A 16,827-nucleotide genomic window follows, 5' to 3' on the forward strand; every position below is an offset into this window, starting at 1 on the left:
ACTTCGGCGCAGCGTTGCGGCCCCGGCCCTGCGAATCCCCAATGCCCCCGCCGGGGCCGCGCTCTTTTCTTCGCAAGTTCCGCCTGGTCGTCCATCACCGCCGCGCAGAAGTTGCAACCGATACTCCGATCGATCGGGAGCGGACGGTTTGACCCTTGGGGAGATGATCTCGAAAAATCATATCCGGTAGTAGTCGCGATACCAGCGGACGAAATTGGATATGCCGGTTTCGATAGGGGTGGAGGGCGAAAAGCCGGTATCGCGCATGAGATCGCCAACGTCGGCAAACGTTTCCGGAACATCCCCAGGCTGCATTGGCAGCATTTCCTTCGCCGTGGTTCGTCCCAGCTCTTTCTCGATCAATTCGAGGACGTGCATCAGCGCTTCCGGGCGGTTATTGCCTACATTGTAGAGCTTGGCCGGTGCGCCCGCCGCATCGGCGTTGTCCTCCGGAGCGCGCTCGATCAGCCGCGAGATGACGCGCGTGACGTCGTCGACATAGGTGAAGTCGCGCCGCATCTTGCCATGGTTGAAGAGCTTGATCGGCTTGCCTTTAACGATCGCGTCGGCGAACAGGAATATCGCCATGTCGGGCCGGCCCCACGGGCCGTAGATCGTAAAGAATCGTAAGCCGGTGACCGGGAGCCGGTACAGGTGGCTGTAAGAATGGGCCATCAGCTCGTTGGCTTTCTTCGTCGCGGCATAGAAGCTGACGGGGTGGTCGGCCCTATGCCGGGTCGAAAATGGCAACTCGGCATTGGCGCCGTACACGGACGATGATGATGCGTAGATCAAATGACCACAGGCGTTATGCCTGCAGCCTTCGAGGACGTTGAGGAACCCCTCAAGATTGGCGTCGACATAAGCGTGCGGCTGATCGATCGAATGCCGGACGCCGGCCTGAGCGGCCAAATGGACCACTCTCGCAAAACGATGTTTTGCGAACAACTCGGCCATCGTCGACCGATGTCCAAGATCGATCTGCACGAAGGAAAAACGCGGATCGCGGCGCAGAATGTCGAGACGCGCGCGCTTCAAGGCGGGATCGTAGTAGCTGTTGATGTTGTCCAATCCGACGACCCGGCGTCCCTCGTCGAGCAGCCGACGGGCGACATGAAAACCGATGAAGCCAGCAGCTCCGGTCACCAGAACGTCGTCGGCAACTTGTTCTGAGCGAGATGACATTCGCTGTCCAAGTTAGATGGAGTTTCGAACGGCGAAGAAGGCGCCATCGATCGCAGAAAGTTAACTCTCAATCGCGCCGCATCTCGATTGCGCAAATGAGCACACCTGACGATGGCGGCGGAGCCGAGCTGCCAGCAGCCGCTCGAACGGACTACTCCGTGCATCCCCGCCACTGTCTCAAATTCCAGGGGCGTAGCGTATGTAATGTCCGAGCGAACCCCGTCATCATCCATTTGCATGAAGATGAAGCCAGGCAAACCTGCAGAGATGTTTCGGCGGCGGGCTTGCCCGACGTGGCCGTCGGCTTGGAGTACGCGCTGTCGAACGATCGACGTCGGTGACTTGAGCGCAAACGGCGTGGTCAGGGGTGCTTGCGATGAAGATGGTCCGTGTTGATGCTCTCGGCGCGAATGTATCGAGCATCGGTTTCGGCTGCGCGTCGCTCGGGGGGCGCGTTGGGGCTCGCAGGGGGATCGAGGGGCTCGAGCGCGCATACGACGCCGGAATAACCTGGTACGACGTGGCGCCTTCGTATGGCGATGGGATGGCCGAGTCTATTTTGGGCCAGTTCGTATCCAGCAAGCGCGGCAGCGTCCATATCTGCACAAAGGTCGGGATGCGCCCGCGTGATACCTCCGCCGTTAAGCGGATCCTGAAGCCGATCGCGCGCGCCGCTCTTGCGGTGTTTCCCGGGATCCGACCGCGCCTCTCCGCAATGAAATCGAAGCCCTTCAAAGTGCCGCTATCGGCCGAGCTGATCAGGACGAGCATCGAGGATAGCCTGAGGCGACTTCGCACGGATTATGTAGATGTGCTTGCTCTCCACCGTCCCACCCGCGAAGAGGTCGTTCGCGAAGACATCATTCGAGCGGTCGAGCGCATCGTTCAGGACGGGAAAGCCCGCGCAATTTCGATTGCGGGCAATAACGAGGGCGGAATTGACGACCTCCATGAATCTCTACCATATCGGCTGATACAGATCGCGAATAATCCGCTCGAGCCGAATCTTCAGAGATCGACGGAGATTGCGCGGCGCAGGACGTTTGTCACGTATGGATCATTCTCGAGCGTCGATCCGCTTGTCGCGAGGCTGGGATCGGAGAAGGAAATACTGAACGGCCTTTACGAGATGGGATACCGGGGCGACCTCACCGAGATCGCTGCTGCCTTCGTCGTGGATTACGCGCTGGCAACGAACTCTACAGGAGTCTCACTGTTTTCGATGTTTCGGAAAGAGCATCTCGCGTTCAATCTGCGCCGGTCAGCGCAAATCCCGGCGCTTCATCAGCTCAATCGCATCGTCGCCGAGCTCTCGAACGGGCCGCGGCAAACCGAACGATTGGTCATGCGTGCGTCGGTGTAGCGATCAAGTGCGGAGCTTATGGGCATGAGGTCTACTCCGTCATCATCATACAATCGGCGGCTGCGCGTGCTAGAATTCGCGTCCCACGATACTACTCGCCAATGTTGTCGACGATATTCGACAGGCGCGCGGGCGGCCGGGAGGCGGCTAGCTTGAGCGTCTCGCCGAAGCATGCGCAGCAGGGCAGGCCAAAGGTGAGGGGGCCAGGCCGATGCCGTCGCGTTAGGAGATTGCCCGCAATCGTGGTTGCGCTTGGTGGGCCCGTTGGTAGTTGCTCGGAGAGAGGCCATGTGCGGAATTGTTGGTGTCGTCGGGCGGGGCCCAGCCTCTGCTCTTCTTTTGGATGCGCTGAAGCGGCTTGAATATCGCGGATATGACTCAGCCGGTATTGCTACTCTCGAGGACGGTTCGCTGACGCGACGTCGTGCGGTCGGAAAGCTCGTGAACCTCAAGAGTCGGCTCGACTCGGAGCCGCTTGCCGGGCGGATCGGAATTGGTCACACCCGCTGGGCAACGCACGGCCGTCCCGATGAGACGAATGCGCATCCTCACATGGTTGATGGTGTGGCGATCGTGCACAATGGGATCATCGAGAACCATCGAGAGTTGCGCAATGATCTCAAAGCGGCCGGTGCACATTTTGCGACCGAGACCGACTCCGAAGTGGTTGCGCATCTCGTTAGCCGCGAGCGGAAGAACGGATACGAGCCGGTCGCAGCGGTGCGTAAGGTGCTCCCGCGCTTGAGCGGAACGTTCGCGCTCGCCTTCCTGTTCGAGGGGCACGACAATCTCCTGATCGGTGCCCGAAAGGGCTCGCCGCTTGCTGTCGGCTACGGTTGCGGCGAAATGTTCCTGGGGTCGGATGCGATGGCGCTCGCGCCTCTGACGGACATTGTCGCCTACCTTGAGGACGGCGACCTCGCCGTCGTGACCCGGGAGCAGATCGAGTTTATCGACGTGAACGGCGCGCGCCTGCGCCGTACGTCGGCCAAAATCGCTGGTGCCGCCGTGATTGTTCACAAGGGCGAGCACCGCCACTTCATGGCGAAGGAGATTCACGAACAGCCGAAGGTGGTTGGGCAGACGCTTGCGCAATATATCGCACCCGACGGGACGATCAGGTTGCCGGCAGGCGTGGATGCGGACCTCAGGACAGTCGATCGCGTGTCGATTGTAGCTTGCGGGACCTCCTTCTACGCCGGTCTGATTGCGAAGTACTGGTTCGAGCGCTACGCCAAGCTCCCGGTCGAGATCGATATTGCTTCGGAGTTCCGCTATCGCGATGTTCCGTTCGGCGCGGGCAATCTGGCGATTTTCGTGTCGCAGTCCGGCGAAACGGCCGACACGCTCGCTTCGTTGGAGTTCGCCAAGACCCACGGCCAGCGCGTTCTCGCTGTCGTCAACGTGCAAACCTCGACGATGGCTCGTTCGAGCCACATCGTAATGCCCACATTGGCCGGTCCGGAAATAGGGGTCGCATCGACAAAGGCGTTCACCTGTCAGCTGGCAATCTTGCTCTGCATTGCAATCGCTGCCGGTCGCAGTCGCGGTGTGCTCTCGGCCGAAGAAGAGCGCTCGCTCGTCCGGACCCTTGCCGAGATTCCAGACTATATGGCCCGCGCGCTCGAACTGGAGCCGAAAGTCCATGAGCTCGCGCGTGAGATCGCCAGGGCCAGAGACGCTCTATTCATAGGCCGGGGCACCAATTATCCGCTGGCATTGGAGGGAGCCCTCAAGCTCAAGGAGGTCACTTACATTCACGCAGAGGGCTATGCGGCCGGTGAGCTCAAACATGGACCGATCGCGCTAATCGACAAGGGCTTGCCGGTCATCGTCATTGCGCCGTACGACGCGACGTTCGAAAAGACCATGTCGAACATGCAGGAGGTGATCGCCCGCGGGGGCCGCATTATCCTCTTGACCGACGAGAGAGGTGCTTCACTCGCCGCGTCCAGTGGTTGCTCGGTCTTGGCCTTACCGGATATGCCCCCGATCGTGGCGCCGCTGGCTCTCGCGGTGCCGCTACAGCTCCTTGCCTATCACAGTGCCGCGATTATGGGGACCGACGTGGACCAGCCGCGGAATCTCGCGAAGTCCGTGACCGTCGAATAGTCGGTCCGTTCGCGCCACTTCCGCTTCAGAAAGAGGTGCTGTCGAAAGCAGGATGCTGGTCTGACAGACCGGGGCGCTCCGAAATGGGTGCCTCTTTCGACCAGTCCGCGTTCCCGGCGGCTCGGGGTAAAATCTGGTGGCCTTCGGGCTCAGGTTAAGCACCGATGTCCGCAGGGCAGGCGGCCCCGCTATATTGTAACCGCGTTGGCGGGGCCGCTGCTGCCGAGAAACGAGCTAGGACCTGAGGTCTGCTTCCATCCGGCGAAGCGAGTGGGTCGTCTCGGGGGCAATGCGGCGCGGGACTCGAGATACGCAACTCCTCAGAACCAGCCGCCTTGCGCGCGCTCCGCAGCCGGATCCTCGCAGACTCTTCGGCATCAGGCCGCAAGGGCAGCCCGATCAGGGAGTAGTCCTTTCGGGTTATTGGAAGAATGTTCTGCTTCGAGATAGCTTCAGGCAAGCCCGTCCGGTCGACGAGCTCGTTTGGCATGCTACGTGCGCTTCGCGAGGGATCATGTCGGTTTTGACGGGAACAGCCGGCGCGGACATTCGACGCGGTGATATGATTAAGGTGATCAAAGGGAGGCTGTTCCCGGCGCTCCTTTACGAGCAACATGAGGGCGGCGCCGCCGAAGATATTCCCGAGGGCGCCCGTGCCTATTGCCTCAAAGATAAAGTCTGGCGAACGATGCCTCCGGGCTTCCGCCCCTCCTAGAGCTTGCTGGCAAACCAGCATCGCAAATGGCCGAGCCAGGCTCGGCCAAGTCGTGAGCGGGCGGGCGCCGCAACCTTCGCGGTAGGTCTGGACCGCGGCGGAGCGCCGTGTGTGCAGACTAGCTGCAGCTCAGCGGCAACGGCTGGTCGGGGTGCAGCTCGTACCAATCGTAGCAATCTGGATAGGCGCCGTAGAATCCGTATCCGGATCGATTGCGACCAAAGCGGTGGAACGCATGTTGGCGCAGGCCGATGCCGCCGTTGCCGACATGACCGCCGAATCCGAGATGTTCGCCGCCAAAGCCTCCATCACGCGCCATGCCACCGAAATGCGCGCCGCCGCCCCCGAAGCCCATATGTCCGCCGCCAAAGCCACCACCGCCAAAACTGGCGTGGCCGCCGCCGCCAAAGCCACCACCGTGGCCACCGCCGCCGCCACCGCCGTGCGCCTCGGCCGCGCCGATGGCCAGGGTCGAGGCAAGCGCCGCCGTTGCCAAAATCATGATTGCTCGTTTCATGGGACACTCCTTTCGTGTCGATCTGCCTGGTCATCCATGCAGTCCGCTTCCGCGTCGTGCCGTCGCCAAAAGCTCCTGATGACAAGGCTCGTGATGAAAGGAGAGGTAGGAGCGATGCGCGGCAATCCCACTAAATTCGACTTCAGGAACGAGGCGCACCGGTAGGGAAGGTGATCCTGCCGCGGGGGCCGCGGCTCACAGAAGGGGCGGGCCGAATGTTCCAGCCCGCCCCCGTCGTTCGATGAGGAGCGGCCGACCGAGGCGCCCGGCCGGCCAAGGAAATGCCGTGATCAGAAGCTGCCCGTGCCGGGCTCGCAAGGCACGTTGTTGCCGGTCCACGGCGCCGTCGCGAAAGCGCCGACGCGCGGCGCGGGAACGCAGGCGCGGCCTCCCTGCTGATAGAAGGGCGCATCCGGTGCGGCCGTATCGGTTGTCATCGCCGGCTGTCGCATGACGGAATGGTGCTCGCGCGCCATGACGGGTCCGCCGAGCACGGCGGCTGCAATCAATCCCGTCGACAAGAGTTTGAGAGTGGTCATTTCGGCTTCTCCTTTGATGACATCAGGCCGACCAAGCGGCTCACCATCAACGTATGGACGGCCGGGCGTCGTCCAAATGCACGAATTGCTCACCTGATTTCAACGGCCTGTGACCCGGCGCGGCGCTGCAAGCACGATCGTGCGAATGCGCAACATCCGTTGCCTTGAGAGTAACGGGGAGCGCATCGCAGGCATATGTTCATGAAAGCGCAGTTCAGAATGGAGGCGGAAGATGATCACGACGACAGCGAGACGTATGGCCATCGCGCTGGCCCTGTTGGCGACGGGCTCGGCGCGCTTCCTGAATCGCTATTTAGTGGTGCCCCATGCTCCGCAGGACTATCTCGTCAGACAACGAGTGGCCTATGGCAGGCTGGCGCGGCGCCGCGCGTTCAGAGCGGGCGGGCATTGAACATGACGCTCCGGACCGCCGAGCCCGTGCTCCTCCGCCGCAGGCCGAAACGCCTCGCAGAACGTGGGAGCAGGATCATGACGCGGATTCTTCTGATCGAAGATGATGCCGAAACCGCCGAGGTGATCGTCGCCGAACTCGCCGATCGCGGTTTCGAGGTCCAATGGGCCCCTGACGGCGTCGACGGTCTCGATCGGGCGCGCGCGGCGTGTCCGGATGCCATGATCGTCGATCGCATGCTGCCCGGAATGGACGGGCTGACCGTCATCGAGGCCCTGCGCAAGGATCGGGTCGGGACGCCGGTGCTGGTTCTGAGTGCGCTCGGCGCCGTGGACGATCGGGTGCGCGGATTGCGTATGGGGGGAGACGACTATCTCACCAAGCCGTTCGCGATCATCGAGCTCGTCGCACGCATAGAGGCGTTGTTGCGCCGTCCGATGGACAGCCGTGAGACCACGTTGCATGTCGGGCCGCTGGAACTCGACCTGATCGAGCGGACCGCGCGACGGGACGAGCGCGAGATCGACCTGTTGCCGCGTGAGTTCCGCCTGCTCGAATACATGATGCGCCGGAGCGATCAGTTGCTCACGCGCGCGATGCTGCTCGAAGAGGTCTGGAACTACAAGTTCGTTCCGGCAACGACGAATCTGATCGACGTGCATATGGGCCGGCTGCGCCACAAGGTCGATGGTCCCGGCGATACGCAGCTCATCCACAATGTTCGCGGCTCCGGCTTCATTCTGCGTTCGCGCGCATAGAGGCGTGAAACCCAGGGGCTCGCGGAGCACATCTCGGACGAATATCGAGTGCCGGTTCGATGCGCCAAATTCAGTTCATCCGTTCGAACACGTTCCTCTGGGCCCTGGCGGTGGCGGCCGCATTTGCACTGTTCGTGGTCGGGCTGTTCGCGTTCACCTATTGGAAGCTCGACGACTATCTGATCGCACGATCCGATCGCATGATCATGACCCGGATTAACTTCATCGCAGATTTGCCGTCGGCGCGCCGCATCGGAGCGATCTCCGATCATCTCGAGCAGGATTCCAGAGGCGTGCAGTACGCGGGACTTTTCAATGGTGCCGGCACCCGGCTTGCCGGCAACATCGACAGCTTGCCGCGCGCACTCGATCTCGGCGGAGCGGCGCAGGGTGTGCGGCTCGACCTCATTGAGAAATCGGCGGTCCACGGACCGGTCATCAGGGTCGTGGGCAGGCGTCTTGAGAACGGCGATGTCCTGGTGATGGGACGGAATGTCGATGAGACGCGCGAGATATCGAGTGTCGTGGGGCAGGCGCTCGCGCTTGGCCTGCTGCCGGCGTTCTGCCTCTGTCTGCTGGCCGGAGCGTGGCTGAGTGTTCGCGCCCAGAGACGCGTGGAGGAGGTGAACCAGCGGGTACAGCGGATCGTGGCCGGGGAGTTGCGCGAGCGGCTGCCGGAGGACAATTCCGACGATCCGTTCGCGCGACTGGCCAGGATCGTCAACGGCATGCTCGCCGAGATGGAGACCATGATCAACGCGCTTGCCGGTGTCGGCAACGATATCGCCCATGATCTCAGGACGCCGCTCACGCGCGCACGCCTGGCGCTGGAGCGCGGCCGAACGCATGCGACCACTTTGGAGCAGCTCCAGGAGGTCACGGACAAGGCAATGGCCGGAATCGATCAGTCGCTCGCGATCGTCACCGCCTTGCTGCGCCTCACCGAGATCGAGAACAGCCGCCGCACCGCCGGTTTCGGTAACGTTGCGCTCGACGAGATCCTGCGCGAAGTGTGCGACGTCTATGAGCCCATCGCCGAAGACAAGGGCATCGGGCTTGGCGTCGTCATCGATCGCAATGTGCAGGTGTGGGGCGATCGGGACCTGTTGTTCGAAGCGATGGCCAATCTCGTGGACAATGCCGTCAAGTTCACGCCGCCCGGCGGCCAGGTGAGGCTCGAACTGGTGTCGGAAGACGACACGGCACTCGTGCGCGTAAGTGACACCGGGCCCGGCATCAGCACGCAGGAGCGCGAAGCGGTGCTGCGGCGATTCTATCGTTCCGACAAGATGCGCAACACGCCGGGGGTTGGGCTGGGACTGAGCCTGGTGGCTGCCATCGTCAAGCTGCATGGCTTTCGATTGATCATCGGTCCGGCTCCCGGCGGGCGGATCGAGATCCTTGCCTGGACCGGGAGGGCGAGCAAAGCCGCCGCATGCCGGTCCCGGACCCCAACTCTCGAAGCCGTTAATCAGATGTGATGCCCCTCATGATGCGTGATGTTCTCGATGCCATGACATGCCGAGTGACATGCCGAATGTCTGAAGGCGAATTCAGGTTTGTTACGCTCAATTCAGTGGCCTCCTCCTTCGGAGGCTTCCTAGAGTCCGCTTGCCGGTTTCGTATGTGGGAGTGACAGATGCAGAGCCACGAAGTCGCGAGGAATGGTGCCATGGCTGTCGCGGCCGGAGCCCCATCGCTCCCCTTCCTCAGCGCCTATTCCGCCGCCATCAAGCGCTATGAACTGCTTGAGCCCGGTCACGAGCAGCAGCTTGCGCGCCGCTGGCAGGAGACGCGGGACCGCGGTGCCGTGAACGCGCTCGTCACGAGCCATCTCCGGCTCGCAGCCAAGGTGGCGCGCGGCTACAAGGGGTACGGTCTGCCCTTGGCCGATGTGATTGCGGAGGCAAATCTCGGCCTCGTCATCGCGGCGTCACGCTTCGAACCCGGCCGCGGTGCGCGGTTCTCCACCTATGCGGTTTGGTGGATCAAGGCCTCGGTTCACGAATACATCCTGCGCTCCTGGTCTCTGGTCAGGATCGGTACGACGGCAGCGCAGAAGAAGCTGTTCTTCAAGCTCCGTAGCGAGATGAGGAAAGCCGCGGGCGGCGCGATGGCGGCGCTCACGCCCGATGTCGCCGAGACGATCGCGGAAAGGCTCGACGTCACGGCGCGTGAGGTGATCGAGATGGATTCCCGCCTGAACGGTGACATGTCGCTGAACGCGCGCGTTGGCGACGACGAGCAGGGAACCGAATGGGAAGCGTTGCTGGTCGATCAGGCGATCGACGCGGAGACGGTGCTCGCCGATCATGAGCAGACGGAGCGCCGTACCAACGCCTTGCGCGTTGCGCTGGGCATGCTCACGGCGCGCGAGCGTCATATTCTGGAGGCAAGGCGGCTGGCGGAATGCCCGGTTACGCTGGACCAACTCGGCTTCGAGCTTTCGATCTCCAGCGAGCGGGTTCGGCAGATCGAGATCCGCGCCTTTGCCAAGGTCAGGCGAGCCGCAATTCTTGCCGCGCAGGATGCGGCACGCAAGCGCTCCGACGGCGCCTCGGGCTCACGGCCGCGGGAGCTCACCGCTCCATGAGCGATCGAGACGCGGTGATGCCGGTACGAATGATGTCTGTCCTGCCGCGGAGCATCTGAATTCGTTTTCATTTGAACGGATGCTCTCCCGTCCTCATCTGTTCAATGATCCCGCGCAACTTGCTTCAGGCAGAACCACCATGGGAATTGTTCGCTTCGCGCTACGGTTTCCGCACACGTTCTATGTGCTTGCGGCGTTGATCCTGTTTCTCGGCGGCATCGCGATCTGGTCGATGCCGACGGACATTTTTCCGGAGATCCGCATTCCCGTCGTCACGGTGGTGTGGAGCTACACCGGCCTGTCGACGCCCGAGATGGAGCAGCGCGTCAGCACCTACAGCCAGTATTCGATCAGCGCCAATGTCAGCGGCATCAAGAACATCGAGGCGCAAACTCTCAACGGCCTGTCGGTTCAGAAGATCTACTTCCAGCCGGACGTGAATCTCGACCTCGCAATCTCGCAGATCGTCTCGGCAACCAACGCCATCCGCGCTCTGATGCCGCCGGGCATTCAGCCGCCAATCATCGTGCAGTTCAATGCATCGAGCGTGCCGGTGCTGCAGCTCAGCCTCGAGTCCAATAGTCTGAACGAGCAGCAATTATACGATTTCGGCATCTACCGTATCCGGCAGCAATTGGCGCCTGTTCCGGGCGTGACGCTGCCCACGCCTGCCGGCGGCAAGTACCGCCAGATCATGGTCGACATCGATCCGAACAAGCTCCTGTCGCGCGGATTGACGCCGCTCGACATCGTCAATGCGGTGAACACCCAAAATCTGACGCTGCCCACCGGGACGACGAAAATCGGCGACACCCAGTACACCGTTCGAACCAACGCCACGCCAGCCTCGATCAAGGATCTCAACATGATCCCGGTCAAGTTCGTGAACGGGGCCACGATCTTCCTGAAGGACGTTGCCCAGGTCCGGGACGGCTCCCAGGTCCAGCAGAACATCGTGCGCGAGGACGGTCATCGCGCCGTCCTGCTCAGCGTGATCAAGAACGGAAATGCCTCGACGCTCGCTGTCGTCAACGGGGTGAAGAAGGCCTTGAGTTCGATTCGCGCGTCGGCTCCTGCAGGGCTGAAGATCAACGAGCTGTTCGATCAGTCGGTCTTCGTCACCCATTCGGTCGATGGCGTGCTGCGCGAGGGCGCGATCGCGGCCGGCCTCACGGCACTGATGATCCTGCTGTTTCTGGGATCGTGGCGATCGACACTGGTCGTCTTGATCTCGATCCCGCTGGCGATGCTGTCTTCGCTGGTCGTGCTGTATTGTCTCGGCGAGACCTTGAACACGATGACGCTCGGCGGGCTTGCACTCGCGGTCGGTATCCTGGTCGACGATTCCACGGTGACGATCGAGAACACGCACCGGCTCTGGACCGAGGAAGGCATGCCGTTGCCTGATGCGACGCTGCACGGGGCGGCTGAAATCGCGGTGCCGACGCTCGTCTCCACGCTCGCCATCAGCTGTGTGTTCACCTCGGTTGTCTTTCTGGAAGGGCCGGCCAAATACCTCTTCACCCCGCTGGGTCTGGCGGTGGTGTTCGCGATGTTGGCGTCATATGCGTTGTCGCGAACGCTGACGCCGATCACCATCGGCCTGCTGCTGAAGGGCGAACGGCGCCATGGCGAGGGCGGAAGCCCGTCGGGCATCTTCGGCCGCGCCTCGGCGATGTTCGACCGCGGATTCGAACGCCTGCGCAACGGCTATTCCGATTTGCTGTTAACGTTGCTTCGGCGTCGCGTTGTCGTGCCGGTCGTCGCGGTGCTGGTGCTTGCTCTTGGGGCCACCATGTTCGTCTATGTCGGTAGGGACTTCTATCCCCTGATCGACGGCGGCCAGATCCAGCTCCACGTTCGCGCGCCCGCGGGCACCCGCATCGAGAAGACGGAAGCGATCTTTCAGGCGGTCGAAGACAAAATCCGCCAGGTGATTCCGGAGCGGGACCGGGCGCTGATCGTCGACAATATCGGGCTTCCGGCGCGTCCCTACAATCTCGCATTCACCGACGGCTCGACGATCGGTGTGAACGACGGCACCATTCTCGTGTCGCTCAAGGACGGACACAAGCCGACCGCGGACTACGTCAGGAAACTGCGCCAGGTGCTGCCGGCGGCATTCCCGGAGGACACGTTCTATTTCCAGGCGGCCGACATCGTGACGCAGATCCTGAACTTCGGTCTTCCGGCGCAGATCGATGTCCGCACGGTTGGCTACGGCGCCAACAATCTGGCCGTGGCCAAGGAGCTGCAGAAGAGCCTCGCGGCGATCCCCGGTGTCGTCGATGCGCATCTGCAGCAGGAAGTCGATGCTCCGGCGTTCTATGCCGACATCGACCGCACGCGGGCCGCGCAGCTCGGGCTCAACGCGAGCACGGTGGCGACCAATATCAATGTCAGCCTCAGTTCGTCGGCTCAGGTCTCGCCGAACTTCTGGACCGATCCGACGTCGGGCATCCCGTATTATCTGGCCGTGCAGACACCCGAATACAGGGCCAATTCGCTGAACGCACTGGGAAACACGCCGGTGTCGGCCTCGCTTGCCGCGAGCGGGCAGACGGTGCCCGGCCTCCTCAGCAATGTCGCGACGTTCAAGCGGGGGAGTGTCCCCACCAATTCGAACCAGGCAAACGTCCAGCCGGTGTTTGACGTCTATGCGAGCGTCCAGGGTCGCGATCTCGGCGGCGTCGCGGCCGATATCAACAAGGTCACGTCCACACTCCAGAAGCAGCTCCAGCCGGGTAATTCGATCCAGGTCCTGGGACAGATCCAGAGCATGAATCAGTCGTTCCGCAATCTCGGAATCGGCCTGCTGTTTGCCGCCATCCTGGTCTACCTGCTGATGGTCGTGAACTACCAGAACTTCGGCGATCCCTTCGTCGTCATCATGGCGCTGCCGGCGACCTTGTGCGGCATCTTGACGATGCTGTTCATCACCGGAACGACACTGAACGTGCCTTCGCTGATGGGGGCGATCATGGCGGTCGGCGTCGCCTCCGCGAATTCGATCCTGCTCGTGACGTTCGCGCGTGATGAGCAATTGAAGGGACATTCCGCGTTCCAGGCGGCGCTGAGCGCGGGCCGCACCAGGATCCGTCCGGTCCTGATGACTGCTGCCGCGATGATCGTGGGCATGATCCCGATGGCGCTCGGAGGTCCGGGCGAGGAGCAGAACGCCGCGCTCGCGCGCGCGGTGATCGGCGGACTTCTGTTCGCGACCCCGACGACATTGCTGATCGTGCCGTACCTCTTTGCCATGCTGCGCAAAGGTAACGATGGCAAGCCTCACCACGGCGTATTCGAGGAGCAACCGGAATGAGCGACGTTCGTGTGCGGACCAATGACGACGAGGCGAGGGACCCGCCCGATGCGGAGAGCCGCCGCATCGTCGAGCTCCCCGGCAAGGCCGCGCCATCCGGACGCCGTTACGGCGGCGCGCTGCTCGGAGGAGGGATGCTGCTGCTGCTCGCGGGCGGTCTCGGCATTGGCGGCTGGCGGCACTATCAGGCGGCGCGTGAGGTCGCTGCAGTGGCGGAGCAGGTGAGAACCGCCATTCCGGAGGTGCGGGTGGCGGTGGTCCGGCCCAGCGGCGACCTGATGAAGGTTACCTTGCCGGCGACGACGACCGCGTTCGAGGCAGCCAATATCTTCGCGCGGACCAGTGGCTATATCGAAAAGCGCTACGTGGATATCGGCGATCGGGTCAAGAAAGGCGATCTTCTCGCGGCAATCACCGCTCCGGAGCTCGACCAGCAGATCGCCCAGGCCCAGGCGACGTTGGCCCAAAACCAGGCCGCCTTGCAGCAGGCGCAAGCGAGCCGGGAGCTCGCCGACGTCACCAATGCGCGCGACAGCAATCTGGTCAAGCAAGGCTGGCTGACGGCACAGCAGGGCGACAACGATCGTCTCACCCTGCGTGCACAGCAGGCGGCCGTCGGTGTCGCCCAGTCGAACATCACAGCGCAGGAAGCCCAGATTCGGGTGCTCCAGCAGGAGAAGGCCTATCAGCGCGTGGTGGCGCCGTTCGACGGCGTCATCACACAGCGCAACGTGGACAATGGCAGCCTGGTGCAGGCAGGGTCGACCTTCATGTTCACGCTGATGCATTCCAACGTGATCCGAACCCAGGTCTTCGTGCCGCAGGACGAGGCCTTCGGAGTCGGGCCGGGCGTCGACGCGGATATTCGCGTCCCCGAGATCCCGGGGCGGACGTTTCCGGGGAAAGTCACGCGCATCGCAAGCGCATTGCAGCCGGGAAGCCGAACTCTGCTGACCGAGATCGACGTGCCCAATCCGGACGGTGCCTTGAGTCCCGGTATCTACTGCACGGTCGAGCTGTCGATCCCGCGCAAGACGCCGTCGATGACCGTCTCGTCCGATGCGCTCGTCTTCGATCAGAACGGTCTTCATGTCGCGGTCGTGCGGAATGGCACCGTTCATCTGCAGCACGTCTCGATCGCGCGGGACTTGGGCACCACAATTGAAGTGCGCGAGGGCCTCCAGCCCGGCGACCAGGTCGTGCTCAATCCGGCGGTGAACCTGGCGGAGGGCAGCAAGGTCACCATTCGCAAGGTCGAGGTCAGTTAGGAGCATAGAGATGATCCGGATCGTGCTCGCAACAACGATCGCCTTGCTGTTGGGCTGTTCTTCGAGTGAGGCGCAGGTCTCAACGATGGGCACCACGGCGATGGGCCTTCCAACCGTACCGGGTGCGATCGTGACCTCGCCGCTCAATAGTCCGGGTCCGTTTTCCGCAACAACCGAGCCTGGCGTTCCCGACACGACGCTCGCGCCTGTTCCGCTCGCCTCGGATCCGGCGACGCCGGGTACGGTCGTCGTCTGCGCCACGCCATCGACGTCCCCGATGCCGGTGCCGGCGACCCCGATCGTATCGAGCATCGGCGCGTCAGCGTCAGGCATCGGCGCTCCGCTATTGCCGGTCACAGGGCAAACCGGCAGCTCCATCGGAACGATTCCCGCAGCGGCACCGGCGGGAACGGGGACGACGGTCGCATGCAGCTCGACGCCGGGAGGGCTCGCGACAAGCGCTGCGTCCCTGCCGCTCTCGATCCCGCAAGTGCCGTCCAGTCTCGCGCCCGGCACGATCCTGGCGGACACCAGCGCCGCCGGCGGCACCGGCATCGATCCGAATGCCGCCGTCATGCCGAGCCCGAACAGCACGGCCTGCGCGGAAGGAGTCTCGATGAACCTCGCAGCGCCTGCGACCGTGTTGCCGGCCAACGCCTCAGGCGCGGCGCCAACGCCGGGAGTGTCGCCGATCTTGCCGCCGGGATGCTGAGGCGACGCCGCTACAGGACTCTCGTCGCACCGCGTGGGGAACGGGGGACGACACTTCGGCTAGCATAGCCTTGGCCGCACCGGCGCTTCACGTTGCCGGTCGTAGCTTCAAAACTTCGGCGTCGGGCGGCAGCATCGTTCCACCGTCCCGGTACTTCCAGTCCACCATCACGCCCTTGTTGGCCCGTACAGTGGTGCGGCCGACGAAGGTCCCCATCGTGCTCTGATGGTCGATGGAACGCCAAATCGCCGGGCCGAACGGCGTTTCGAAGCCGACGTTGCCAAAGCCGTCGGCCATCGCCTCGGTATCGAATTTCCCGAGCTTTGCGATCGGCGCCGCGATGGAGCTGATCAAGGCGTGACCGACCACGGATCCCATCGTGGGAGCCTCGCCATATCGCGCGGAATAGGCCGACACGAAGGCGCTGTTGGCGTGACCCAAGACCTCGGTCACCGGATAGCCGGTCACGATCCATCCCTCCGGGGCGTCCTGCCCGAGGGGAAGAAGGTATTCGGGTTCGCCGGTCGTGAACGACACGACGTGTCGCCCTTCGAACAGGCCGCGATCATTGCCTTGCCGGACAAATCTGGCGAGATCGGGTCCGAAGGTGACGTTGAGGATCGCTTCGGGCTTCTGCTGCGCGAGGGCGTTGACGACCACGCCGGCATCAATGGCACCCAGCGGCGGCCACTGACTGTTGATGAACGCGACGTCGGGGCGACGGCGGCTCAGAAGCTGCGTGAACCATCTTACGGCCGACTGGCCGTATTCGTAGTTCGGGGCGATCGTCGCCCACCGCGTCGCCTTCAATTGAGCTGCCTCCTCCACCAGCATGGCTGCCAGCATGTATGTCGAGGGGCGGAGCCGGTAACAATATCGATGTCCTTGCTCCCAAACGAGGGCGTCGGTGAGCGGTTCGCTCGCCACGAAGAGGATCCGGTTTTGCCGGGCGAAGTCGCTGATAGCCAGTCCGACATTCGACAGATATGCGCCTGCCAGAAGATCGACGTCATTCCGTCGCACCAGTTCTTCGGCGGCACGCAGCGCGACGCTCGGCTTGCCTTCATCGTCCCGGCTGATGACCTGCAGCTCTCGCCCGAGCAGGCCCCCGCCCGCATTCAGCTGTTCGACCGCCAACTGCCAGCCGCGACGATAGGGCAGGGTAAACGCGGGCGCGCTGCTATAGGAGTTGATCTCGCCGATCCTGATCGGTCTCGTGCCCTGGGCGCGGATGATGCCGGGCGAAAACACCGACGCGCCAACACTGCCTAAGACCTGTCGTCGAGAGATGCTCATCTGGTGCGATCCGGAGGATTGAGTGTGAGGGCTGG

General features: G+C 62.8%; 14 protein-coding genes. 10 read left to right on the forward strand and 4 right to left on the reverse strand.

The window, feature by feature from the left end; all coding sequences use genetic code 11:
- Positions 1-177: 177 nt before the first annotated feature.
- Positions 178-1,185 (reverse strand): NAD-dependent epimerase, encoded by a 1,008-nt coding sequence (locus AC0L3X_RS17815; RefSeq protein WP_166097372.1) that lies wholly within the window; start codon positions 1,183-1,185, stop codon positions 178-180.
- 376 nt (positions 1,186-1,561) lie between these two features.
- Here AC0L3X_RS17815 and AC0L3X_RS17820 point away from each other — a divergent pair, with 376 nt between their 5' ends.
- From AC0L3X_RS17820 to AC0L3X_RS17830, 3 genes are all read left to right on the forward strand, one after another.
- Complete coding sequence (locus tag AC0L3X_RS17820) at positions 1,562-2,548, forward strand: aldo/keto reductase (RefSeq protein ID WP_063984313.1); 987 nt, start codon at positions 1,562-1,564, stop codon at positions 2,546-2,548.
- Positions 2,549-2,836: 288 nt separating this feature from the next.
- Positions 2,837-4,660 (forward strand): glutamine--fructose-6-phosphate transaminase (isomerizing), encoded by a 1,824-nt coding sequence (gene glmS, locus AC0L3X_RS17825; RefSeq protein WP_063986518.1) that lies wholly within the window; start codon positions 2,837-2,839, stop codon positions 4,658-4,660.
- A 514-nt stretch (positions 4,661-5,174) separates the two neighbouring features.
- Positions 5,175-5,375 (forward strand): hypothetical protein, encoded by a 201-nt coding sequence (locus AC0L3X_RS17830; RefSeq protein WP_063984312.1) that lies wholly within the window; start codon positions 5,175-5,177, stop codon positions 5,373-5,375.
- 118 nt (positions 5,376-5,493) lie between these two features.
- On the opposite strand, the gene AC0L3X_RS17835 is transcribed toward AC0L3X_RS17830, so the two are convergent.
- On the reverse strand, positions 5,494-5,892 hold the full coding sequence (locus AC0L3X_RS17835) for a hypothetical protein (RefSeq protein WP_063984311.1): 399 nt from the start codon (positions 5,890-5,892) through the stop codon (positions 5,494-5,496).
- Positions 5,893-6,182: 290 nt separating this feature from the next.
- Positions 6,183-6,431 (reverse strand): hypothetical protein, encoded by a 249-nt coding sequence (locus tag AC0L3X_RS17840; RefSeq protein WP_063984310.1) that lies wholly within the window; start codon positions 6,429-6,431, stop codon positions 6,183-6,185.
- 232 nt (positions 6,432-6,663) lie between these two features.
- On the opposite strand from AC0L3X_RS17840, the gene AC0L3X_RS17845 reads away from it, so the two are divergent.
- The 7 genes from AC0L3X_RS17845 (at position 6,664) to AC0L3X_RS17875 (ending at position 15,496) form a co-directional block, all read left to right on the forward strand.
- Positions 6,664-6,843 (forward strand): hypothetical protein, encoded by a 180-nt coding sequence (locus AC0L3X_RS17845; RefSeq protein WP_166097357.1) that lies wholly within the window; start codon positions 6,664-6,666, stop codon positions 6,841-6,843.
- A 77-nt stretch (positions 6,844-6,920) separates the two neighbouring features.
- Positions 6,921-7,601 carry a response regulator transcription factor gene (locus AC0L3X_RS17850; protein ID WP_014496376.1) on the forward strand — a complete coding sequence of 227 codons (681 nt, stop codon included), beginning with the start codon at positions 6,921-6,923 and terminating at the stop codon, positions 7,599-7,601.
- A 59-nt stretch (positions 7,602-7,660) separates the two neighbouring features.
- The gene (locus tag AC0L3X_RS17855) at positions 7,661-9,082 is read left to right on the forward strand and encodes a sensor histidine kinase (protein WP_063984309.1); all 1,422 of its coding nucleotides are present in this window, start codon (positions 7,661-7,663) and stop codon (positions 9,080-9,082) included.
- 191 nt (positions 9,083-9,273) lie between these two features.
- Positions 9,274-10,194: an RNA polymerase sigma factor RpoH gene (rpoH, locus tag AC0L3X_RS17860; RefSeq protein WP_063986517.1), complete on the forward strand. Its 921-nt coding sequence runs from the start codon at positions 9,274-9,276 to the stop codon at positions 10,192-10,194.
- Positions 10,195-10,333: 139 nt separating this feature from the next.
- Complete coding sequence (locus AC0L3X_RS17865; protein WP_071915337.1) at positions 10,334-13,516, forward strand: efflux RND transporter permease subunit; 3,183 nt, start codon at positions 10,334-10,336, stop codon at positions 13,514-13,516.
- On the forward strand, positions 13,513-14,784 hold the full coding sequence (locus AC0L3X_RS17870) for an efflux RND transporter periplasmic adaptor subunit (RefSeq protein WP_063984307.1): 1,272 nt from the start codon (positions 13,513-13,515) through the stop codon (positions 14,782-14,784). Before AC0L3X_RS17865 ends, AC0L3X_RS17870 begins: the two co-directional genes overlap by 4 nt.
- Positions 14,785-14,794: 10 nt before the next feature.
- A complete protein-coding gene (locus tag AC0L3X_RS17875) occupies positions 14,795-15,496 on the forward strand; it encodes a hypothetical protein (protein WP_473316568.1) in 702 nt (233 codons plus the stop codon).
- 87 nt (positions 15,497-15,583) lie between these two features.
- Here the strand turns inward: AC0L3X_RS17875 and AC0L3X_RS17880 are convergent, their stop codons facing one another.
- Complete coding sequence (locus AC0L3X_RS17880; RefSeq protein ID WP_208089359.1) at positions 15,584-16,792, reverse strand: ABC transporter substrate-binding protein; 1,209 nt, start codon at positions 16,790-16,792, stop codon at positions 15,584-15,586.
- Positions 16,793-16,827: the final 35 nt, after the last annotated feature.

The sequence above is a fragment of the Bradyrhizobium sp. MI1.7 genome, assembly GCF_055811795.1.